16 protein-coding genes are annotated in these 23,305 nt (G+C 65.4%); 10 read left to right on the forward strand and 6 right to left on the reverse strand.

What is annotated here, in order from left to right; genetic code table 11:
* Window positions 1-74: 74 nt before the first annotated feature.
* Window positions 75-428, reverse strand: a complete 354-nt coding sequence (locus AC0L27_RS15785; protein WP_007594952.1) for a DUF1236 domain-containing protein — start codon at window positions 426-428, stop codon at window positions 75-77.
* 223 nt (window positions 429-651) lie between these two features.
* On the opposite strand from AC0L27_RS15785, the gene AC0L27_RS15790 reads away from it, so the two are divergent.
* The 3 genes from AC0L27_RS15790 to AC0L27_RS15800 all read left to right on the forward strand — a co-directional run bounded on the left by AC0L27_RS15790 (window position 652) and on the right by AC0L27_RS15800 (window position 5,834).
* The gene (locus tag AC0L27_RS15790; protein ID WP_007594951.1) at window positions 652-807 is read left to right on the forward strand and encodes a DUF3096 domain-containing protein; all 156 of its coding nucleotides are present in this window, start codon (window positions 652-654) and stop codon (window positions 805-807) included.
* Between the two features lie 96 nt (window positions 808-903).
* Complete coding sequence (gene ppdK, locus AC0L27_RS15795) at window positions 904-3,882, forward strand: pyruvate, phosphate dikinase (protein ID WP_354209084.1); 2,979 nt, start codon at window positions 904-906, stop codon at window positions 3,880-3,882.
* Window positions 3,883-4,379: 497 nt separating this feature from the next.
* Window positions 4,380-5,834 (forward strand): cell wall hydrolase, encoded by a 1,455-nt coding sequence (locus AC0L27_RS15800; RefSeq protein WP_354209083.1) that lies wholly within the window; start codon window positions 4,380-4,382, stop codon window positions 5,832-5,834.
* 118 nt (window positions 5,835-5,952) lie between these two features.
* On the opposite strand, the gene nadC is transcribed toward AC0L27_RS15800, so the two are convergent.
* The 3 genes from nadC to nadA all read right to left on the reverse strand — a co-directional run bounded on the left by nadC (window position 5,953) and on the right by nadA (window position 9,731).
* Window positions 5,953-6,831 carry a carboxylating nicotinate-nucleotide diphosphorylase gene (gene nadC, locus AC0L27_RS15805; RefSeq protein WP_354209082.1) on the reverse strand — a complete coding sequence of 293 codons (879 nt, stop codon included), beginning with the start codon at window positions 6,829-6,831 and terminating at the stop codon, window positions 5,953-5,955.
* 12 nt (window positions 6,832-6,843) lie between these two features.
* Window positions 6,844-8,448, reverse strand: coding sequence for an L-aspartate oxidase (locus AC0L27_RS15810; RefSeq protein ID WP_354209081.1), 1,605 nt, complete (start codon window positions 8,446-8,448; stop codon window positions 6,844-6,846).
* Window positions 8,449-8,624: 176 nt separating this feature from the next.
* Complete coding sequence (gene nadA / locus AC0L27_RS15815) at window positions 8,625-9,731, reverse strand: quinolinate synthase NadA (protein WP_354209080.1); 1,107 nt, start codon at window positions 9,729-9,731, stop codon at window positions 8,625-8,627.
* Window positions 9,732-10,084: 353 nt separating this feature from the next.
* Here nadA and AC0L27_RS15820 point away from each other — a divergent pair, with 353 nt between their 5' ends.
* From AC0L27_RS15820 to AC0L27_RS15850, 7 genes are all read left to right on the forward strand, one after another.
* Window positions 10,085-11,338 (forward strand): MFS transporter, encoded by a 1,254-nt coding sequence (locus AC0L27_RS15820; RefSeq protein WP_354209079.1) that lies wholly within the window; start codon window positions 10,085-10,087, stop codon window positions 11,336-11,338.
* Between the two features lie 40 nt (window positions 11,339-11,378).
* Entirely contained in the window at window positions 11,379-12,365 is a 987-nt protein-coding gene (acuI, locus tag AC0L27_RS15825; protein WP_354209078.1) for an acrylyl-CoA reductase (NADPH), read from the forward strand.
* Window positions 12,366-12,477: 112 nt separating this feature from the next.
* Window positions 12,478-13,077, forward strand: coding sequence for a hypothetical protein (locus AC0L27_RS15830; RefSeq protein ID WP_275171616.1), 600 nt, complete (start codon window positions 12,478-12,480; stop codon window positions 13,075-13,077).
* A gap of 164 nt (window positions 13,078-13,241) precedes the next feature.
* Window positions 13,242-13,493: a DUF6894 family protein gene (locus AC0L27_RS15835; RefSeq protein WP_247298960.1), complete on the forward strand. Its 252-nt coding sequence runs from the start codon at window positions 13,242-13,244 to the stop codon at window positions 13,491-13,493.
* Window positions 13,494-13,701: 208 nt separating this feature from the next.
* Window positions 13,702-15,435 carry a methyl-accepting chemotaxis protein gene (locus AC0L27_RS15840; RefSeq protein ID WP_354057173.1) on the forward strand — a complete coding sequence of 578 codons (1,734 nt, stop codon included), beginning with the start codon at window positions 13,702-13,704 and terminating at the stop codon, window positions 15,433-15,435.
* Window positions 15,436-15,630: 195 nt separating this feature from the next.
* Complete coding sequence (locus tag AC0L27_RS15845; RefSeq protein ID WP_354209076.1) at window positions 15,631-17,601, forward strand: methyl-accepting chemotaxis protein; 1,971 nt, start codon at window positions 15,631-15,633, stop codon at window positions 17,599-17,601.
* A 281-nt stretch (window positions 17,602-17,882) separates the two neighbouring features.
* Complete coding sequence (locus AC0L27_RS15850) at window positions 17,883-19,571, forward strand: methyl-accepting chemotaxis protein (protein WP_275171622.1); 1,689 nt, start codon at window positions 17,883-17,885, stop codon at window positions 19,569-19,571.
* Window positions 19,572-19,574: 3 nt separating this feature from the next.
* Here the strand turns inward: AC0L27_RS15850 and AC0L27_RS15855 are convergent, their stop codons facing one another.
* Both AC0L27_RS15855 and AC0L27_RS15860 read right to left on the reverse strand, forming a co-directional pair.
* A complete protein-coding gene (locus AC0L27_RS15855; RefSeq protein WP_354209075.1) occupies window positions 19,575-22,283 on the reverse strand; it encodes a DUF2339 domain-containing protein in 2,709 nt (902 codons plus the stop codon).
* 49 nt (window positions 22,284-22,332) lie between these two features.
* Complete coding sequence (locus tag AC0L27_RS15860; RefSeq protein WP_354209074.1) at window positions 22,333-23,301, reverse strand: NUDIX hydrolase; 969 nt, start codon at window positions 23,299-23,301, stop codon at window positions 22,333-22,335.
* Between the last annotated feature and the right edge of the window lie 4 nt (window positions 23,302-23,305).

Raw genomic sequence — 23,305 nt, forward strand, 5'->3', positions numbered from 1 at the left:
TGATGTCCGACTAAACTGCTCGCGTCAGCCTGATTGATGTGACGCGCCGGACACCTAGTTGATCCCTCACAACGCTAGTCCATCACCTCGACGATGCGCCGCGAGCGCGGCTCGACCAGCACGGTCTCGCCGTTCACGACGGTGTAGCGATAGGTGGTGGCGCCGAAACGTTGCGGCACGTCATAATAGGTGACGCCGCTTTCAGGTAAGGTGGCACCGACCACCACGCGATCCGGGATGCGGAAAGCCGGCACACGTTGTTCAACGACATAGTCGCGGAAAGCCGGCCGCTGCTCGACCGCAATGGTCGGGCCACTGTCGACGACGACGGGCGCGCGTCCCACGGTGACGCTGCTTTGCGCCTGCGCCGCAAGGGGCGAGCCGATCGCGGCCGCGAGCGCTGCAAGAGCAAGAATCCTGTTCCGCATGGGCAACTCCTTCGAGAAGGTTTTCGGGAAGCGCCAATGGCGCGACCGGTTGCCAATGCATGCGTCTTCGCGATGTTCCGGAAAATGCCCGCCGCATTCGCGGCATTTTCGGGCAGTTTTCGCGAAGCCGGGAACTCGCGCGTGCCCAGTGCGTCTCTACCCGCGGAACCCAGTCCGCTATGATCCCGCCGCGATTCGCCCCCACCCCACGGAAAGAAAATTCATGCACATCACCGTCGCCCACATCTCGCCGATCCTGTCGCTGCTTGCGGGTGTGCTCATCCTGATCATGCCACGCCTGTTGAACCTGATCGTCGCGATCTTTCTCATCATAAATGGTGCGATCGGGCTCGGATTGTTGAAGTGGCTCCATCTCTAGGCCTTCATTCTACGGAACTCTCCGACTTGCGCGGACCTGCCCAAAGTGGTGTAAGGCCCGCAATTACCCATTCCTCTCGCAGGTTGTGTGCAAGCTATGGCCAAAGCCGCCTCGAAAACTCCAGCGAAAATGCCAGCGAAATCAAAGTCCTCCGCCAAGGCGAAAGCCGCGCCGGCGGCCCGCAAGGCACTTGCCAAGCGCGCTCCGAAGCCGATGGCCAAAGCCGCTGTTAAGCCGGTTGCCAAGGCTGCTGCCAAGCCGGCTGTGAAGCCTGCCGCCAAGGCTATTTCCAAGGCTGTTGCAAAGGCACCGACGAAGCCGGTTGCGCCGAAGGTCGCCGTGAAGTCGGCACCGAGCAAGGCTGCCCTAACCAAGGCTGCGCCTGTTGCGGCCAAGGCCGGCAAGTGGGTGTTCACCTTCGGGGACGGCAAGGCCGAAGGCAAAGCGGAGATGCGCGACCTGCTCGGCGGCAAGGGCGCCAACCTCGCCGAGATGGCCAATCTCGGCCTGCCGGTGCCTCCGGGCTTCACCATTCCGACCTCGGTCTGCACCTACTTCTATGCGCACGACAAGTCCTACCCGAAGGAATTGAAGTCGCAGGTTGAGAAGGCGCTCGACCATGTCGGCAAGTTGACCGGCAAGATCTTCGGCGATTCCAGGAACCCGCTGCTCGTCTCCGTGCGTTCCGGCGGCCGCGCCTCGATGCCGGGCATGATGGACACGGTGCTCAATCTCGGCCTCAACGACGAGACGGTGGAAGCGCTGTCGGAACTGTCCGGCGATCGCCGCTTCGCCTATGACAGCTATCGCCGCTTCATCACCATGTATTCGGACGTGGTGCTCGGCTTTGAGCATCATCATTTCGAGGAAATCCTCGACACCTTCAAGGACAGCCAGGGCTACACGCTCGACACGGATCTCACCGCCGACGACTGGGTCGATCTGGTCGGCAAGTACAAGGACGCGGTCGCGCGCGAAACCGGCAAGGATTTTCCGCAGGATCCGCACGACCAGCTCTGGGGCGCGATTGGCGCGGTGTTTTCATCCTGGATGAACGCCCGCGCGGTGACCTACCGCAGGCTGCACGACATTCCGGAATCCTGGGGCACCGCGGTCAACGTGCAGGCCATGGTGTTCGGCAACATGGGCGAGACCTCGGCGACCGGCGTTGCCTTCACGCGCAATCCCTCGACCGGCGAGAGCAAGCTCTACGGCGAGTTCCTGATCAATGCGCAAGGCGAGGACGTGGTCGCGGGCATCCGCACGCCGCAGGACATCACCGAGGAAGCGCGCAAGGACTCGGGCTCCGACAAGGCGTCGATGGAATCGGCGATGCCGGAGGCATTCAAGGAGCTGACGCGGATCTACACGCTGCTCGAGAAGCACTACCGCGACATGCAGGACATGGAGTTCACGGTCGAGCAAGGCAAGCTCTGGATGCTGCAGACCCGCGGCGGCAAGCGCACCGCGAAAGCGGCGCTGCGCATCGCGGTCGAACTCGCCAATGAAGGCCTGATCACCAAGAAGGAAGCGGTGACGCGGATCGACCCCGCCTCGCTCGACCAGCTGCTGCATCCGACCATCGACCCCAACGCCAAGCGCGACGTGATCGCGACCGGCCTGCCGGCCTCGCCGGGTGCGGCCTCCGGCGAGATCGTGTTCTCCTCGGACGAAGCGGCCAAGCTTCAGGCCGACGGCCGCAAGGTGATTCTGGTCCGGATCGAGACCAGCCCCGAAGATATCCACGGCATGCACGCCGCCGAAGGCATCTTGACCACCCGCGGCGGCATGACCTCGCATGCTGCGGTGGTCGCGCGCGGCATGGGCAAGCCCTGCGTCTCCGGCTGCGGCACCATCCGCGTCGATTACGGCCGCGGTACCATGAGCATCGGCTCGCGCACCTTCAAGACTGGCGACGTCATCACCATCGACGGCTCGCTAGGCCAGGTGCTCGCCGGCCGCATGCCGATGATCGAGCCCGAGCTGTCCGGCGAGTTCGGCACGCTGATGAAATGGGCCGACCAGGTCCGCAAGATCGGGGTGCGCGTCAACGCTGACACGCCGGAGGACGCGCACACCGCGATCAAGTTCGGCGCGGAAGGCATCGGCCTCTGCCGTACCGAGCACATGTTCTTCGAGGAGACGCGCATCCGCACGGTGCGCGAGATGATCCTCTCCGAGGACGAGCAGTCGCGACGCGCTGCGCTGGCAAAGCTGCTGCCGATGCAGCGCGCCGACTTCGTCGAGCTGTTCGAGATCATGAAGGGCCTGCCCGTCACGATCCGCTTGCTTGACCCGCCGTTGCACGAGTTCCTGCCGCACACCCATGCCGAGGTCGAGGAAGTGGCACGCGCCATGAACACCGACCCGCGACGCCTGGCCGACCGTGCGCGCGAGCTCTCGGAATTCAATCCGATGCTCGGCTTCCGCGGCTGCCGTATCGCGATCGCCTATCCCGAGATCGCCGAGATGCAGGCGCGTGCGATCTTCGAAGCGGCGGTCGAGGCCGAGAAGCGCACCGGCAAGGCCGTCGGCCTTGAGGTAATGGTGCCGCTGATCGCCACCAAGATGGAGCTCGACCTCGTCAAGGCGCGCATCGATTCCACCGCGAAGGCAGTGATGCGCGACACCAACACCAAGCTGACCTATCAGGTCGGAACCATGATCGAGCTGCCGCGCGCCTGCCTGCTCGCGGCCGAGATTGCGGAGAGCGCCGAGTTCTTCTCGTTCGGTACCAACGACCTCACGCAGACGACGTACGGCATCAGCCGTGACGATGCCGCGAGCTTCCTCGGGACCTACGTGTCCAAGGGCATCCTGCCGATCGATCCCTTCGTCGCGCTCGACCAGGAAGGCGTCGGCGAGCTCGTCAAGATCGGCGTCGCACGGGGTCGTAAGACGCGCGCCTCGCTGAAGGTCGGCATCTGCGGCGAGCACGGCGGCGATCCCGCCTCCGTCGCCTTCTGCCACGCGATCGGTCTCGACTACGTCTCCTGCTCGCCCTACCGCGTCCCGATCGCTCGCCTCGCCGCCGCGCAAGCCGCGCTCGGCAAGGCGGTCGCGAGCCAGGCATAAGCGACGAGTTGAAATGTTGAGAGCGAAAGAGGCGGGGCAAAACCCCGCCTCTGTCATTTGAAGCGATGCTCTCGCCACACCGTCATCGCGACCACCACACACTCGCTGTCATCGCCCGGCTCGACCGGGCGATCCAGTACGCCGAGACGTCAGTGCTTGAACGCAGAAGCCTCGGCGTACTGGATGCCCGCCTTCGCGGGGCATGACAGCGGTTGTTGATGTGACGATGGAACCGAACCGCGCGGCCCGTAGCGATACGTGCGCGCAAGGGTTCCTTCACCATTCGCGTTGACCAATTGTTTACCCCGTCGCGTGAGGGCGCATTTACCAAGGCGCATCGTCACCCCGTGAAAACACCTGCGATTGCTTGCGTGTGCCGCATGCGCAACGCCGATTAACGCCCCGGCAACCTAAATTAGATACTCACGATAAAGATCGAATTGCACGGATGTACTGCGGCTCGATTTTTCTAGCGTAAGCGTAGCGTGAGCGTATCGATGTTTTTGTTGCGTACCCATCCGAAGGGCGCGCGGTTCGCGTCCTTCGGCATCGGTCTCTGCATCTTCGCATTGATGCCGAGAGAGACCGGCTATCAGGACATTGCCTCGCTGCTGGCGCGCCAACCCGGCGTCGCGGAGCGTTGGCAGAGGCAGGTGTTCTCTGCTGCGTCCTCCATCCAGCTCGCCACTTACAGTTTTTCCCGGCCGATCGGCACTTCGGCGCCGCAGAGCGCGATGGTTCGCCTCGCGAGCCTCGACGGCCGCGACGTCACCGGCGGGATCAGCCGCAATCCGGCGCTTCAGGCGCCGCCGCGCTACCAGGCCGCCGATTTTCCCAAGGTCGATCGCTCCATGAAGGGTGATCGCCTCGCAACGGTCATACCGACGCAGGCTCCCGAAGCGGGCGCGCCGACGGCAGCGCCGACGCAGGAAGATCCCGCGACGTCGAACAGCTCGGTGTTCGGCGCCAAGACTGTCGCTTTGCCACAGGCGATGTCGCCGGAGTCCGCGGCCGTGCTCGACCCCGAACTCGCGGAAGCGCTGCGCGCGCCGCCGTTGCCGCAATACACCAATGCGCCACAAGCCAGCGACGCTGCGCGCTCGCTCGCGCTCCAGCCGCTCGAAGCGCTGAAGCAGGCCACCATTCCGGCTGCACCGCCGCGCGATCCATTCCGCGTCAAAACCTCGAACCTGTTCTTCGGCAGCTCCTCGCTCGGCGGCAATGTCGAGAGCATCGAGAGCTGGCAACCTGGTGCGGAGCCGCTGATCGTGATGCCCGACCCCGACATGAAGGTGACGGCCTCGCTGTCGCCGCCGTCGGTGGATATTGCGAGGGATATCGAAAGCGGCGAGAGCGTCGCGCCGAAGGGTGAGGTCAACGTCGACAACCAGCGCGCCAGATCGCCGGCGGAGCGGCTCGCACTCGACGACAAGTCGCGCGCGAAGTCCGAAAAATGCCTCGCGGAAGCCGTCTATTTCGAGTCTCGCGGCGAGGCCGTGCGCGGCCAGATGGCGGTTGCGCAGGTGGTGATGAACCGCGTGTTCTCCGGAAAATATCCGGACACGGTGTGCGGCGCCGTCTATCAGAACAAGCACCGCCATCTCGCCTGCCAGTTCACCTTCGCCTGCGACAACAATGCCGACGTGATCCGCGAGCCCGAGATGTGGGAGCGTGCGAAAAAGATCTCGAAGGCCATGCTCGACGGCCAGATCTGGCTAGCCGAGGTCGGCAAGTCCACGCACTACCACGCCTATTGGGTGCGCCCGTCCTGGGTCGCCGAGATGAAGAAGATGTACAAGACCGGCGTCCACACCTTCTATCGCCCGCGCGCCTGGGGCGACGGCAGCGAGGAACCGAGCTGGGGCACCCCCGCGCAGACCGCCGCGCTCTCCGCCGAGCTCACCCAGGAAGCCAAGAGCTCCGCCGAGATGGGCGTAAGCGAACGAAGGTAGGCGTTCACAAGAATTCGTCATGCCCGGGCTTGTCCCGGGCATCCACGTTCTTTGCACCGAGTCGCAAGGCGTGGGTGGCCGGGACAAGCCCGGCCATGACGGAGAGGTAAGACCGACCTCACGCCTCGATATCCAACGCGCAGTCGAAATTCGGCGCCGAATGCGTCAGCGCGCCGGCTGAGGCGTAGTCGACGCCGGTCGCCGCGATGGCTGGGATCGAGTCCAGGGTGACACCGCCAGATGCCTCCAGCTCGAGGCGTCCCTCGTTGATCCCAACGGCTTCGCGCAGCGTCGCAATGTCCATGTTGTCGAGCAGCGCGGCATCGGCAAGGCCGGTGTCGAGCACCTCGCGCAACTGCGGAAGCGTGTCGACCTCGATCTCGATCTTGACGAGATGGCCGGCATGGGCGCGGGCGCGCTCCAGCACCGGGCGGATGCCGCCGGCGACCGCGATGTGGTTGTCCTTGATCAGGATCGCGTCGTCGAGCCCGAAGCGGTGATTGAAGCCGCCACCGCAGCGTACCGCGTATTTCTCCAACGCGCGCAGCCCAGGCGTGGTCTTTCGCGTGCAGCAGATTCGCATCCGGGTGCCCTCGGTGCGCGCAACATAGTCCGCCGTGAGCGTCGCAACGCCCGACATGCGGCCGACGAAGTTCAGCGCGGTCCGCTCCGCCGTGAGGATGGCGCGTGCCGGCCCCGAGATCGTCAGCACCTGCTGTCCGCGGGCGACGCGCGCGGCGTCGCGAACATGTGCGCGTACCTCGATGTCTGGCGAAAGCTTTTGCAAGGTGGCGAGCGCCAGCAGCAAGCCGGCGATCACGCCGGATTGGCGTGCGACCAGGATCGCTTGCGCCTTCGTTGCCTCGGGAATCGTCGCAAGGGAGGTGATGTCGCCGGCGCGGCCGAGATCCTCGCCAAGCGCGCGGAGCACGGCCTCATCGATCGCGAGCGGGGAGAGGAAGGCGTCGGGATATTGCAGAGAGGTCGGGGTGATCATGGGAAGACTCCGTCAGACGGTCAAGGGTTGCGCGGTTCGTGGTTTCGGGCGTTCGGTCAGGCTGTCCGCGATCTCGCGCACTGCTGCGAGCGTGGTCATGGTGCGTTGCGCGAGGGCGGGAACGTCCGCGGAATGGTCGGAGCGGAAATGCGCGCCGCGGCTCTCGCACCGGTTCGAGGCCGACGCCGCCACGAGCAGGGCTGCCGTTGCCATGTTGCGGACCGCAATGCTCGTGGCCTCGCGCTCGAGCGCGGCGAAGCTGCGAACCGCGTCCGCAAGCCCGTCACCATCGCGGATCACGCCGACATGCGTGCTCATCAGCATCCGCAGCCGCTTCACGGCCGCAGCATCCGGCGCGCCGCCCCGCGGCGTCGTCACGTCCGCAAGGCGGGCGGGCGAGGGAATGGCGCGGCCGGCGATGTCGTCGGCGATGCGCGCGGCGTAGACCACGGCCTCCAGCAGCGAATTCGACGCCAGCCGGTTCGCGCCATGCGCGCCGGTGGACGAGACTTCGCCGCCGGCCCAGAGCCCGTCGATCGAGCTGCGGCCGCGATCGTCGACCGCGATGCCGCCCATGTGATAGTGCGCCGCCGGTGCGATCGGGATGGCCTGCGTGGCGGGATCGATGCCGGCGGCGATGCAGCTTGCATGAACGGTCGGGAATTTGTCGGCAAAACGTGCGCCCAGCGCCTGCCGCGCATCGAGGAAGGCGCCGCGCCCCGCCGAAATCTCCGCGAACACGCCGCGGGCCACGATGTCGCGCGGAGCGAGCTCGGCGAGCGGATGGCGCGCCGCCATGAAACGCTCGCCACGGCCGTTGATCAGCGTCGCGCCTTCACCGCGCAACGCTTCGGTGGCGAGCGGCGCGGGATCGCGACCGACCATGATGGCGGTCGGGTGAAATTGCACGAACTCGGGATCTGCGATCACCGCGCCGGCGCGTGCGGCGATCGCAAGGCCGGATCCGCTGGCCTCGCGCGGATTGGTGGTGACGGCATAGAGATGGCCGATGCCGCCCGTCGCGAGCACCACCGTCCGCGCAGCGAGCAGGATCGGGCGTGCTGCGGCCTCGCCGGTTTGGCGCAATTGTAGGCCGGTGACGGCGCCATCCCCGGTCAACAGCGCTTCGGCGACGAAGCCTTCGATCAGCCGGATCGACTGCGCGCGCCGCACGGCATCGCTCAGCGCCGCGATGATGGCGGCGCCCGCGCCATCACCGCGCACATGCACGATGCGGCGCGCCGAATGTGCGGCTTCGCGCCCGACTGCGAGCCGGCCTTCGGGATCGCGGTCGAACGGCACGCCGTAGGCGAGAAGATCGTGAATCCGCGGCGCGGCTTCCCGTGCGATGCCGAGCGCGACCGCTTCGTCGACGATGCCGCCGCCGACCGCGATCGTGTCCGCGGCGTGCGCCTCCGGCGTATCGCCTTCAGCCATTGCCGCGGCGATGCCGCCTTGCGCCCATGCGGACGACGCGCCCTGTCCGAGCGGCGCGGCCGAGATCAATGTCACGGGCCGCGGCGCGAGCTTGAGCGCGCAAAACAATCCCGCAAGGCCGCCGCCGACGATGATGACGTCGTCGGAGCGGGGGAAGTCGTGGATGGTATTTGTTGTCATAGCTTTCTCCAAGCTCTCGCCGTCGTCCCGGCCTAGTGCGCAATTGCGCACGGGGGGCCGGGACCCATACGTCGCAGTAGCTGTTGTTTGGCTCAGCTGTTTGACGCTGTCCTTTGCAACGACGGCGTTCGGTGGTTATGGGTCCCGGCCTTCGCCGGGACGACGGATGTGTGTCGCTAGTTCTTCAGATTGATCATCCGCTCGACCGAGCGCCTTGCACGTTTCGCAAGTGCGGGATCGATCGTCACTTCCTCACGAAGCGTCAGCAGGCTCTCCAGAATGTTGGCGAGCGTGATGCGCTTCATGTGCGGGCAGATGTTGCAGGGGCGCAGCATTTCCACATCCGGCAGCTCGGCGCGCACATTGTCGGCCATCGAGCATTCCGTGATCATCACCAGCCGCCGCGGCCGCCGCTCGCGCACCCAGTTGATCATGTGCGCGGTCGAGCCGGTGAAGTCGGCCTCGGCCAGCACGTCCGGTGGGCATTCGGGATGGGCGATGATCTGCACGGAGGGATCGGCCTCGCGGTAGCTGCGCAGCTCGGCGCCAGTGAAACGCTCGTGCACCTCGCACGCACCCTTCCAGGCGATGATCTTCACGTCGGTCTTCGAGGCCACGTAAGTGGCGAGATATCGGTCCGGCAGGAAGATCACACTCGGCACGCCGAGGCTCTCGACCACCTGCACCGCGTTCGACGAGGTGCAGCAGATATCGACCTCGGCCTTCACCTCCGCGGAGGTGTTGACATAGGCAACGACAGGCACGCCGGGAAATTTTTCGCGGAGCAGGCGAACGTCGGCGCCGGTGATGCTGGCGGCGAGCGAGCAGCCGGCGCGCGTATCGGGAATCAGCACCGTCTTGTCCGGATTGAGCAGTTTCGACGTCTCCGCCATGAAGTGCACGCCGCACTGGACGATGGTGCCGGCCTTCACCCTGGTGGCTTCGACCGCGAGCTGGAGCGAATCACCGCCTATGTCGGCGACGCAGTGGAAGATCTCCGGCGCCTGGTAATTGTGCGCGAGGATCACCGCGCCCCGCGTCTGCTTCAGCTCGTTGATGGCCTTGATCGTCGGGGCCATCAGCGGCCATTCGATCGGCGGGATGACGTGTTTCACGCGCTCGTAAAGCGCTGCGGTGGCTCGCTCGACCTCCGGAGTCCATTCCAGCGAAGGCATCGGCAGCGAAGGTCCGGTTCGCGCCTGCTCGGCCCGTGCCGTGGTGATGACGTGGCCCTGGGGCCGGTTGGCAAAATCGTCGGGACCGTAAATTCCAGTTAGCGGCATCCAAGCCTCCCGTGCATGTAGTTTATACTCATTATGAGCATATATAGAGCCTGAGAAATCCGGGCGAGGGCCCGGTGGACTATCAAATATGCTCAGCTTGAGTAAATCGTAGATAACACGCCGCGCGGCGAGCCGCCAGATCTTGCCGCACACATTTCCGTCAAGTCGAAGCCCCGGCTCCGTCAGGTCGGGCTCCCGGCGCGTCGGCTGACGCCGCGAGGAAAATGCAATGCTCCCGCGCCAGCCCTTCGCGGGATGCAATCGTTTTTGACTTGGGATTTTCATGCAGATGCATTAAACGAGCTGGCTCGCGGCTGCCATTTGCGAATCCGCGACGACGCACGAGGAACAGCATGTCGGCACAAATTGGCGAGCTCGGTTCGGTCTCCCGTTCCTCCACCTGGCGCACGCCGGCGATCATCATTCTCTGCGGCTGCGCGATCGGGATGCTCGGCTTCGGCCCGCGCTCGGCGCTCGGCTTCTTCGTGCAGCCGATGAGCCATGAATATGCCTGGGGCCGCGACGTGTTCGGGCTCGCGATCGCGTTTCAGAATTTGCTGTGGGGATTGGGCCAGCCCGTCGCCGGCGCGGTCGCCGATCGCTTCGGCCTGTTCCGGGTGATGTGCGTCGGCGCTCTGCTCTATGCCGGCGGCTTGCTCCTGATGCGCTATTCCTCGACTCCGCTGTCGCTGAACATCGGCGCCGGCGTCATGGTCGGCTTCGGTCTCGCCGGCTGCTCGTTCAATCTGGTGCTCTCGGCGTTCACCAAGCTCTTGCCGGCCGAGAAGCGCGGCCTTGCGCTCGGCGCCGGCACTGCGGCGGGATCGTTCGGGCAGTTCCTGTTCGCGCCGATCGGTGTGGCCTTGATCGACAATTTCGGCTGGCAGCAGGCGCTCACCGTGTTCGGTTTCCTGATGCTGCTGATCATCCCGCTGGCGCTGGCGCTCTCGACGCCGCCGGTCGCAAGCACGGCAAACGCGGCGCCTGCGGACCAACAGACCTTCACCAAAGCACTCGCGGAAGCCTTCGGCCATCGCTCCTACGTGCTGCTTGTCCTCGGCTTCTTCACTTGCGGCTTCCAGCTTGCCTTTATCACGGTGCATTTGCCGGCCTTCCTGGTCGATAGCGGCATCTCCACGCAAATCGGCGGTTGGGTGATCGCGGCGATCGGCTTGTTCAACATCATGGGATCGCTGAGCGTCGGCTATCTCCAGAACAGCCTGCCCAAGCGCTACATCCTCTCGACCATCTATTTCACCCGCGCGCTTGCGACGCTTGCCTTCATCTCGTTCCCGATCACGCCGTTCTCGGCGATTGCGTTCGGAGCGGTCTCCGGCCTGACCTGGCTGTCGACCGTGCCGCCGACCTCGGCGCTGGTCGCGATCATGTTCGGCACGCGCTGGTTCGCCACCCTCTATGGCTTCGCCTTCGTCAGCCATCAGGTCGGCGGCTTCCTCGGCGTCTGGCTCGGCGGCATCGTGTTCGAGCGGTTCGGTTCCTACACGCCGATCTGGTGGCTCTCGATCCTGTTCGGCGTGCTCTCGGCGCTGATCAATCTTCCGATCGTGGAGAAACCGGTCCAGCGGGCGGTTGCGCAGCCTGCCTGATCGGCTAAACATCCCCTGAAACAAGTCAGGGAGTTTTGCTGTGGCCACTTTCAAGGCGATCCGGATCGACAAGGCGGACAGGGGCACCACCGCGCAGCTCACGCAGTTCGACGAAGCCGAGCTGATGGAGGGCGACGTCACCGTCCGCGTGGAATGGTCGACGTTGAACTACAAGGACGGCCTCGCGCTCACCGGCAAGGCGCCGGTAGTGCGCCGTTTCCCGATGATTGCGGGCATCGATTTCGCCGGCACGGTCGAGCAGTCCTCGCATCCGCAATGGAAGGCGGGCGACAAGGTCGTCTGCACCGGCTGGGGCATGGGCGAAACCCATCTCGGAGCCTATGCCGAGAAGGCGCGGGTGAAAGGCGACTGGCTGGTCGCTCTTCCGCAGGGCCTGTCCGCGCGCGACGCCATGGCGATCGGCACCGCCGGCTTCACCGCGATGCTGTCCGTGCTGGCACTGGAAAAGCACGGACTGTCGCCGAAGAGCGGTCCGGTCGTGGTGACGGGCGCGGCGGGTGGCGTCGGCTCGGTCGCAACCGCCGTGCTCTCGAAGCTCGGCTATCACGTCATCGCCTCCACCGGCCGTGCGTCCGAAGCGGACTATCTGAAAGAGATCGGCGCGACTGAGGTGATCGACCGCAACGAATTGTCGGCGGCCGCCAAGCCCATTGCCAGGGAGCGCTGGGCGGGTGGCGTCGATAGCGTCGGCTCGACCACGCTCGCAAATCTCCTGTCGATGACGAAGTATGGCGGCGCGATCGCCGCCTGCGGCTTGGCCGGCGGCATGGACCTGCCGTCTTCCGTCGCACCCTTCATTTTGCGCGGGGTGTGCCTTCTCGGCATCGATTCCGTGATGTGCCCGATCGAGCCGCGGAAAGCCGCCTGGCAACGCCTGGCGTCCGATCTGGATCGGACGAAACTAGCTGAAATTACTCACGAAATTCCGCTTTCCGACGTTCCGGAGTGGGGCGCTAAAATCCTGGCCGGCCAGGTCCGCGGTCGCACGGTGGTAAAAATTGTCTAACGGCGTTCAGACTTTACCAACCATGCTGCTTCAATGTCGCCATGGTTAGTATGGTAAGCAGCGGGTAAAGAGATAAGGCATAGCCCGCTGCGGGGTTGGTTCGGAGTTGAGCATGCTTGCGCGTATTGTGTTGGGGGCGGTCACGGCGGTAGCGACGTTTGCGCCGGCCATTGCTGGAAGCATGAACGCCGATGAGGCGCGCCGCTTCGTCGCGGGGAAGGTGTTTGCTTTCACCTGCTTTGACGGCACCCGGGGCGCGGGCCGCATCATGGACGACCTCGGCGCCGCCGGCGCCGTGCAGTTCTCGGGTGCAGGTCCGGTGAAACATCTCCGCCTGCCCGGCAACACGCTTCAGATCCGCGGCCAGAACGTCTGCGCCTCGATCAAGGGCATTCCGTTCGAGCCCTGTTTCAACCTTGAAAAGACCGACGATCGCAGTTTCCGCGGCTCGGTGTCGGGAATGGGCTTCGCCTATTGCGACTTCCATCACCAGGGCGGCAACCAGATGCTGATGGCGCGCGCTGTCGCGCGGCCGCGCTCGCTGCGCACTTCGGAACACACGGGTTCGGTCGGCACGCCCAACACCGAAGTCGCCGCGCGTGTCGAGACCCCGCGCGTCGAGAGCAGCCGGCTCGAGCCGGTGAAGCCGCAAGCCAAATCAGAGCCCGCCAGGGACGACGCTCCGCTGGAGCTGCGCCGCTCGACCCAGTGAGTTGGCTGCGCGGGACACTCCGCGCACTTTACCGTTGATGGCTGTCATCAGACACGAAGCCGCCGCGCCGTAGTCATACGGACGGCGGCTTTCATGCGTTGGTAGCTGTTCGCGCCCCAGTTTGCGTACGGCCGGGGGGCGCGGCCCGATCAAAGGGTTCAACGATGTCGCTGTACTTCTTCCGTATCAGCACCGGCCGCTATTCCGGTGCTGCCGACCAGCCATATGAGTTCGAGGATCGCGCTGCGGCCTGGACCGAGATGACCGAAGTCTGTGCCAATTTGCTCGGCGGCATCTCGCGCGGCCTGAAGCAGAACGCCGAATGGCGCATGGAGCTGCTCGACGAGAACAAGGAGCCGGTGTTCCGGATCAGCCTGATCGGCGAGAGCCAGAAGGCCCTCGGTCGCACTGGCTAGAAATCGGGCATCCTACCGCCGCGTGTGGTTAACCTGTTAAGCGCGCGGACCGTGCCGTATTTCAAGGGATTTCTGGCGAGTCCGGTATTTGTCCGGGGGCGGTCGTTAACCGGATCACCACACCTGAGGCTCAGTTTTTAGGCAAGGGCGATCAACGCCGAGGGCGGCCGACAATGACTTGGCCGCGTAATCCCCGGGAAACGCGCCCATGTCGAAACTCATCCAGAATCTGCAAATCGGTACCAAGCTCGCGCTCGCTTCGGCGTTCGGCGTTATTCTCGTCGGCGCCATGATCGCGAGCCAGGTCATCGGCAACAACACCGTGCGTCATTCCAACCAAGCAGCGATTGCGCAGCAGGAATTGGTGCGCGAGGCCACCGAAGCCAAGCTTGGGATACGCGGCATGCAGCTCGCTGTACGGGACATGCGTCTTGCCAACAATCAGGGTGACTTGCAAAAGGCGAGCGAGACTCTGCTTGAGCGGTCGAAAGCGCTGAACGGCGTCGTCGATTCCATGCTCAGATTGACGCACTCCCCGGAAAATCGCGCGCGGATGGAGAAGCTCAAGTCTACGTCAGCCGATTACCTGAAGGGCGCGCAGCAGAACGCCTCAGTTCGCAGCGAGGCCATTGCCGTGGCGGCCACGGACCCCGCCCGCGCCGCCAAGATTTCCGAGGAAGGCGCGCGCCATGTCCGCGAGGTGACGCTGCCGCTCGCTACGCAACTGGATAATTTGACCAGCGAGATTGCCGATTTCGCCAAGCATAAAAGCGAGGAAGAAATCGCTGCCGCGACACAGGAGATGGCCGCGAGCGAGCGTCTCGGCATGGTGGTCGGCGCGTGCGCCGTGCTCGTCCTCATAGGTTCGTGGCTGATGTCCTTCCTGACCATCGCCCGGCCGATCCGCGCGCTCACAGTTGCCATGGACAAGCTCGCTGGCGGTGACTTCTCTGTTGTCCTGCCGGGTCTCGGCCGCAAGGACGAGGTCGGCGGCGTCGCCGCGGCCGTCGAGAAATTCAAGATCGTGTCGGAGCAGAAGGCGCGCGAGGAAGCGGAAGCCAAGATGCGGCAGGACCAGATGGCGGCCGAGCAGCGCAAGGCGGACATGCGCAGGCTTGCCGACAGTTTCGAAGGCGCCGTCGGCGAGATCGTCGACACCGTCTCCTCGGCCGCGACGGAGCTCGAGGCTTCGGCCTCGACGCTGACCTCGACGGCGGAGCGGGCACAGGAACTGACGATAGTTGTGGCCGCGGCCTCCGAGGAGGCGTCGACCAATGTGCAGTCGGTTGCCTCTGCGACCGAAGAGCTGTCGTCCTCGATCACCGAGATCAGCCGGCAGGTGCAGGAATCGGCGCGGGTCGCGAGCGAGGCGGTTACCCAGGCCCGAACCACGACCGATCGTGTCGGCGAATTGTCCAAGGCGGCGGCTCGCATTGGCGACGTGGTCGAGTTGATCAACACCATCGCCGGCCAGACCAACCTGCTGGCGCTCAATGCCACCATCGAGGCGGCACGCGCCGGCGAGGCCGGTCGCGGCTTTGCCGTGGTGGCTTCCGAAGTGAAGGCGCTCGCCGAGCAGACCGCGAAGGCGACCGGCGAGATCGGCCAGCAGATTTCGGGTATCCAGGCGGCAACGCAGGACTCGGTCAGCGCGATCAGCGCGATCAGCAACACCATCGAAAAGCTGTCCGAGATATCGTCCACGATCGCGGCGGCCGTCGAGGAGCAGGGCGCGGCGACGCAGGAGATTTCCCGCAACGTGCAGCAGGCGGCCGAAGGCACCCATCAGGTCTCGTCCAACATCACCGACGTGCAGCGCGGTGCAGGCGAAACCGGCTCGGCATCCTCGCAGGTGCTGGCGGCGGCGCAGTCGCTGTCGGGCGACAGCAATCGCCTCAAGCTCGAGGTCGGCAAATTCCTCGACACCGTGCGCGCAGCCTGACGCGGCATGTCCTGAGAGAACTGCAACCCCCGCGCGTAGAGGCGCGGCATTTGCGCGCGTGAATATCGCGGAGACGCGACGGAGACCGCGCACGGTTAACCTTCCGGAAAACCGATGCAGTCATGATCTCCGCAATATTCCGGGCGCTGAGTCGCCCTGCTTGTATTGCGTATCGATCGTATTGGAGCACATCCCATGAGTGGCCCTTCCATTCGCCTCACCCATAAGGTCATGGCGATCGGACTGTTCGGATTGTTGGGTCTCGTCGCCTTCGGCGCGATCTATCAGATTGGCAGCCTCTCCCAGGACGCCTCCCGCGCCGTCGCCAACCGGGCTCGTGCGATTGCCGATCTCGACAAGCAGCTCTCGATCGAGATGCTGGAGGCGCGCCGCAACGAGAAGAACTTTCAGCAGCGCCGCAACGAGAGCTACGCCAAGGCGCACGCGGAGTTGATCGGGCCGATCAACCGCGATTTCGAGGAGGTCGAGCGTCTGATGGCGGCCGGCGGCATGAGCGCGCTCTCCGAACGGATGAAGCAGGCCCAGGACGGCTTCAAGCGATACGCGTCGGACTTCGGAAAATTGGTTGCCGCGGAGACCCGGCTCGGCCTGAACGAGACGCTGGGCCTGTCCGGCTCGCTCCGCGCCGCGGTGCACGACATCGAAGCCAAGCTCAAGGAGATCGACGATCCCAGGACCACGAGCTGGATGCTGATGATGCGCCGGCATGAGAAGGACTTCATGCTGCGGCGCGACCAAAAATACATCGCCGAGATGAAGAAGGCGGCGGTCGAATTCTCCAAGGCGATAGAGGTCGTCGCAGTTCCTACGGCTGTGATGAACGACATCACGGCCAAGCTGCAGAAATACCAGTCCGAGTTCACGGCGTGGGCCGACACTGCACAGCAGAGCGCAGCCCTTGACGCCAGCATGATGAAGATCTTCCGCGAGCTCGAGCCGGGTATGGTCGAGGTGCGCAATACAGTCGAAGGACTCTACAAGAAGGCCGAAGCTGCAGAGGCTGCGACCCGCGATGCCGTGCGCATGTGGATGATGGTCGCCTTCGCCATTACCGTCGTCGTGCTCGCCGCGGTCGGCTTCCTTCTGGGGCGTTCGATCTCGAAGGCGCTTGCCGGCATGGTCGGTGCGATGACGCGGCTTGCGCGCGGCGAGCTTTCGATTTCCGTTCCCGGCATCGGGCGCAAGGACGAGATCGGCGAGATGGCTGGTGCCGTCGAGGTGTTCAGGACCAACATGGCGGAGGCGGAGCGGCTGCGCACCGAGCAGATCGAAGCCGAGGCGCGCGGGCGCCAGCAGCGCAAGGCCGACATGCGCCGGCTTGCCGATAATTTCGAAGGCGCGGTTGGCGAGATCATCGATACTGTCTCGTCGGCTGCAACCGAGCTGGAGGCGTCCTCGAACACGCTGACGCAGGCCGCCGAGCGCGGCAACGGGCTTGCTACCGTCGTGGCGGCCGCCTCCGAAGAGGCCTCCGCAAACGTGCAGTCGGTGTCTTCAGCGAGCGAGGAAATGACCTCCTCGATCTCCGAGATCAGCCGTCAGGTGCAAGAATCGGCGCGTGTCGCCGATGTCGCCGTCGAGCAGGCCCAGCGCACCAATGCGCGCGTCGCCGAGCTGACCAAGGCCGCCTCCCGCATTGGCGACGTGGTCGAGCTGATCAACACCATCGCCAGCCAGACCAATCTGCTGGCGTTGAATGCAACGATCGAGGCGGCGCGGGCGGGCGAAGCCGGCAAGGGTTTTGCGGTGGTCGCGACCGAAGTGAAGGCGCTCGCCGAGCAGACTGCGAAGGCCACCGGCGAGATCAGCCAGCACATAGGTGCGATCCAAAACGCAACGCAAGACTCAGCCGGTGCGATAAAGGAGATCGGCGATACCATCGCGCGGATGTCGGAGATCTCGTCGACCATCGCCGCCGCGGTCGAGGAGCAGGGCGCCGCTACGCAGGAGATCTCCCGCAACATCCAGCACGCCGCGAATGGCACTTCCGAAGTCTCGGCGAATATCGGCGACGTCCAGCGCGGGGCAGGCGAAACCGGGGCTGCCTCGGCGCAGGTGCATTCGGCTGCGCAATCGCTGTCGCAGGAGAGCAACCGGCTCAAGAGCGAAGTCGCGCGTTTCCTGGAATCGGTACGGGCGGCGTAGCGGCGGCCGCCTCGCATGTTGCGGCGCAAGCGGGCGCGCTCGCGTCGCGGCATGAGGGCGCTGCGCAGGTGCAACGGATGGTTGCAGGAGAAATAGCGACTATCAGGCTTGTCCCGTAATTTTACGTAGCTCCCTGTTAACGCCTGCTTGCAACTATGGGTGCAATCTCACGGGATAAGAACCAGCCAGCATTGTTGAACTGACCTCCGTCTCGCCACCGTCGTGGTGATTTGCGGCGCAGACAATTTGCGCGTTGCTAGGTAACATCGGGATTTGTCGTGATGTCGAAATTGTCCATCGTCTTCAAGCTTCTGGCCGTGCTGTCGGTCCTCGTCCTTTCGCTCGCCGGTGTCGGCGTGACGGCGATCGGCACCATGCAGAACATCAATTCCCATACTATCGAGATCGCGGAGAGCTGGCTGCCCAGCGTGCGCGCGCTCGGCTCGCTTCGCGCCGACATCAACGAGCTGCGCGTCGCGCTGCGCCTGCATCTGATGCAGGACACCGCCGAGGGCAAGGACGCCGCCGAGAAGCGCCTCGCCTCGCTGCGGGCGCGGATCGACCAGACGCGCAAGGTCTATGAGCCGCTGATCACCACCGCCGAGGAGCGCTCGCTCTATGGGCAATGGAGCACGGCGTGGGCCGAGTATCTGAACGGCGTGCAGGACGTGATGGCGCTGTCGCGCAAGAATGTCGGCCGCTTCCCGACCGACGCCAACGAGCTGTTGCAGACCAAGGTCGCGAAGATGGCGCAGGCCGCCGACCCGCTGCTTCAGAAGGGCATCGAGATGAACAATCGCGGTGCCGAGCTGGAGACCAAGCAGGCCGCCGACAGCTACGCCATGATCTTCCGCGTGCTGGTCGGCATCATCGTGTTCTCGGTCGTGATCGCGATCGGAGCCGCCTATTATCTCGTGCGCGACGTTTCTCGTGGCATTGCCTCGATCATCCGCCCGATGCAGTCGCTCGGCGAAGGTGACCTCTCGGCCGAGGTGCCGCATCGCGGCGAGCGCACCGAGATCGGCTCGATGGCGGATGCGCTGCAGATCTTCAAGGAGGCGCTGATCGCCAAGAAGGCCGCCGACGAGGCCGCTGCGCGCGACGCCGAAGCCAAGATCGAGCGCGGCCGCCGCGTCGACGCCATCACCCGCAAGTTCGAAGCCATGATCGGCGAGGTCGTCGGCACCGTGTCTTCGGCCTCGACCGAGCTCGAGGCCTCCGCCTCGACGCTGACCAACACCGCGCAGCGCGGACAGGAACTCGCGACCGTCGTCGCAGCCGCCTCCGAGGAAGCCTCGACAAACGTCCAGGCGGTGGCATCGGCTTCGGAGGAGCTGTCGTCCTCCATCACCGAGATCAGCCGCCGCGTGCAGGATTCAGCGCGAATGGCGGCGGAGGCCGTCGAGCAGGCGACGCGGACCAACGACCGCGTCAACGCGCTGTCGCAGGCGGCGTCCCGCATCGGCGACGTCGTCGAGCTCATCAACACCATCGCAGGCCAGACCAATCTGCTGGCGCTGAACGCGACCATCGAGGCCGCGCGTGCCGGCGAGGCGGGCCGCGGCTTCGCGGTCGTCGCCTCCGAGGTCAAGGCGCTGGCCGAGCAGACTGCAAAAGCCACCGGCGAGATCGGGGCGCAGGTCTCGGGCATCCAGGCGGCGACGCAGGAATCGGTCAGTGCCATCCAGGAGATCGGCGGCACCATCGAGCGGCTGTCCGAGGTGGCTGCGGCCATCGCCGCCGCCGTCGAGGAGCAGGGCGCGGCGACGCAGGAAATCTCGCGCAACGTGCAGCAGGCCTCGGTCGGCACGCAGGAGGTCTCGTCGAACATCACCGACGTGCAGCGCGGTGCGATCGAGACCGGCGAGGCATCGACCGAGGTGCTGTCGGCGGCGAAATCGCTGGCGACCGACAGCACCCGTCTCAAGGTCGAAGTCGCGCAATTCCTGGAATCGGTTCGCGCGGCCTGACCCTCAAGTGCTCGTTTGCGGAGCCGGCGGCGGTGCGACCTGCCGCCGGAACAGGATGCGCTGGTAGAGCCAGCCGATCGCGACCAGCACGATGCCGAGGCACATGAAGGACAGCGCGCGGTAGACGCCCGTCAGCGTCGACATGTCGATGACGAAAGCCTTCAGGATCGTCAGCGCGATCACGACGGCCGACGCCAGTCGCGCCCGCTCGGAATTGACGAGAATGCCGACGCCGAGCAGCACCACGCCGAAGCCGAGCCAGCCGATCGAATAGGTATATTGCTCGGCGCCCGTCGTCGCCCCGGTGGAGAGGATTGGGCCATGATAGAAGCGGCGGATCTCCAGCGTGACATAGGCAAGCGCGAACAGCAGCGCGCCGCCCGCAATCGTGTTGGCGTAAGCCTTGCCGCGTCCGCCGGCCACGGCATAGGACAGCAACAGCATCAGTACCGCCGGCAGCGCGTAGCCGAGCAGCAGCAGGTTGAACACGGCGCCGCCGACATCGGTGCGCCACAGCAGCGGGTTCTCCAGGATCAAGAGGCCGAACACGCTGATGAGCCCGCCGATGGCCGTGAGCACGACCGCGCCGACATTGTGCACGACGCTGCGGCTGCGCAGCCGCAGGCGCTCTAGTCCGATCGCCATGGCGAGCGTGATGCAGACTTGGAGGGCGAATTCGAGCAGCGATGGTGCTGACGTCATGTTGCCGCCGGTCGCAAAATGGCGGATCTCCATGAAGGCGAGCAGCGCGGTGAACAGGATCGCGGCGCTCTCGACCATGCGCAGAGGGGCGTCGTCGGCGCGGCGGCGCAGGAACAGGCTCGCCGCCCAGAACGATGCCGCCGGCAGGCCGTAGCCCCACAACAGCCAGTTGAAGATGGGCGTGGTTCCGACGGCGTCGCCGACGATGCGTGGATCATAGCCGATACGTGCGGTGACCAGGCCTGCGAAGATCGCGGCCAGCCAGCGCAGGAACGGGATCGGCCGCTGCATCGAGATCCAGGCGGTGCCGAGCGACATCAGTGCCAGTGCGATCGTGAGCCAGCCCTTCTCCAGCGCAAACGTCAGCGCCAGTGCCAGCGCACCGAGCGTGCCGGTCGCGAACAAGGCCGTGGAGATCATGGCGCCCGGCCGGGTCTCGCGGCGCGCAAGCGCTTCGGTGGCAGCGCCAAAGGCGGCGGCGAGCAGCACCGCGAGAATGGCGAACGGGATCGAGCGGTCGAGATGCGCGATGCGTGCGTAGAGCGCGACCAGGATCGCGATCGGCGTCGCGACACCCGCGACCGACCACACCACCGGAATGATCGCCGAGTTCGAACGTCCCTGCGCGAGGAAGCCCGCGATGCCGAAGCCGGCGGCGAAGATCGCCGCCATCACCAGATGCAGCGTCACGGCGCTATCGATCGCCGTCGGTGCGATGCCGGCCATGGGGCCGCCCGGCAGCACCAGCATGTCGGGATTGGCGCGCACCGCCCATTCGGCGAACACGACGAAGACGGTCGCGGCGGCCGCGCCGAGCGCGCCGGTGGCCGCCGGCGCCCGCCAGGCGACCAGCAGCGTCGCGCCGACGAGCAGCGTGAAGGCGATCAGCGCCAGGTCCGCATGCGCGCTCGACAGCACGATCAGCATCGCGCCGAACAGATAGGCACCGAGCGATCCCGACGAGACCGGCTCGATCTCACCGTCCTCGATCGTCGGGCCGAACATGAAGCCGCAGACGACGAGAAGAGCGGCAAGAATGAAGCCTGCAATCACATGGAAAGCGTGCGGCGCGACCTGCAAGTCGCTGGTGTCGAGACCTGGAAAGATCCAGAGCACGGCAAAGGCGATGGTAGTGACCGCAAGCCAGCGCCACAGCCGGATACGCGCGAGACCAAAACTCGCGGCGGTGACGATGGCGAGATAGATGTAGAGCGCCCAATAGTCCGGTTTGCCGCTGGAGACGAGGATCGGCGTCACGAACGCGCCGACCACGCCGAGGCCCGCAAGTGCGGGCCCGTGCAGAAGCGCCGCGGCCAGCGTGCCGAGCGCGACGAGGCCGAGCAGCACGAAGGCGGTCGCGGGGACGAGGAAGCCATAGAGCGCGTAAGCCGCGTAGATGGTCGCAAATGCCACCGCCGTACCGGCCGCGGTGAGGATCGCGGGAATGTTGGCGATCGGCAGCGCGGCGATGCTGGAGATGCTCTCCTTGCGCCGCGACCATTCGCCGGCGCCAAGCAGCGCAAGCGCGAACACGCCGCCAAGGAACACGCGCACGCCGGGGCCGACGAGGCCGGCCTCGATCGAATAGCGCACCATGAAGAAGCCGCCGAGCGCGAGCGCAAGGCCGCCGATCCACACCACCCAGCGCGTGCCGAGCCGTTCCTCGAAGCCGGGCGCGGGTGCGGGCAGCGGCGGCGTCGCGTCGGCCTCGGTGCTCGCTTCGAGCGGGGGCGGTGAAACGTCCTCCGTGGCGAGCAGGGGCGGCGCCTCGGCTTCCGCCTCGGCTTGGGGCACAAGCGGCGGCGGCGCTGTGGAAGTCGTCGCGGACGCTTCAGCCCACACATCTGCCGGGATACGCGGCGGCTGCACGGGCCGTTGCGCGTGGAACGTCTCTTCGAGCGAGCTCAGCCGTCGTCGCAGCTCAGCCGTCTGGCTGGAGGCCTTGATCGCGATGATGAAAGCGATGATCGCAATGATCAGCGCGAAGACGTCAAACGGGCCGTCAGACATAAAGCCTCCAGGCAATCGGCGGGCAGGGGCCGATCACGCATATCTCGGGTTAGCGCCGGGAGCGTACGCGCAAGCCCGGCGCGGGCCGCTCCTGGAGCACGTCGCGACGGAAGCGGTAAAGCGCCGCCGGACGTCCGCCCGTCTGTGTCGACATCACCCCGGTCGGTTCGACCAGGGCTTCCATTTCGACCAGGCGGCGGAAATTTTGTTTGTGCAGGTGTCGGCCGGAGATCGCCTCCACCGTATACTGCAATTCGGTAAGTGTGAACTCGGCGGGCAAAAGTTCAAAGACCACAGGACGATACTTCAGTTTTGCACGCAGTCGCGCGATCGCTGTCGCAAGAATCCGGCGGTGGTCGAAGCGCATGGATGTGCCGAGCGCGGACAGCGCCTTGCGCGCTAATGCCGCAGGGCGGCCGTCGCGCCGTGCTTCCTCGACCAGCCCGGCCTCGTACAGGAGCTCGTAGCGGTCGAGCACGCGCTCCTCGTCCCATGATGCGCCGTCGAGACCGAAATAGAACCGCACGCGATCCTTGCGCGGCAATGCGCGCGTCGTCTCCGGCGTCTCCTCTTCGGCCCACTCGGTCAATGCGGGAATGATGTCGCGCGCGATGATCGCCGGCGGCCCCTCGCGCCGGTCCTCCCAGGGTAGAAAGCCATACCACGGCGCGAAGCTCGCACTCGTGTCTGCGAGTTCGCCGCCGATGGCGCGCGTCAGTGCGAGATAGCCGATCGACACCATGTGCGCGCCGGTGTCGCCGGCCTCGGCATGCCGGCCGCGATCGCCGAACGTGTAGAGCTGTTCGACATAGCCGAGCCGCAGGCCCGTCTGTTCCTCGACCCAGGCCCGCAGGCCGATCTCGAAAGTGCGATGGCTCGGCGCATCGAACGGGCCGAACGGCAGGCCGGCCAGTCCGTCACTGTCGCGCGCGGTGAGGATCAGCGGCTCATGATTCTCGATCGCGACGATCGCGGCAGTCAGGCCGATCTCGATCGGCGTCAGCAGCTTTTCGCTCATGCGA

The sequence above is a fragment of the Bradyrhizobium sp. Ken51 genome (assembly GCF_055807435.1).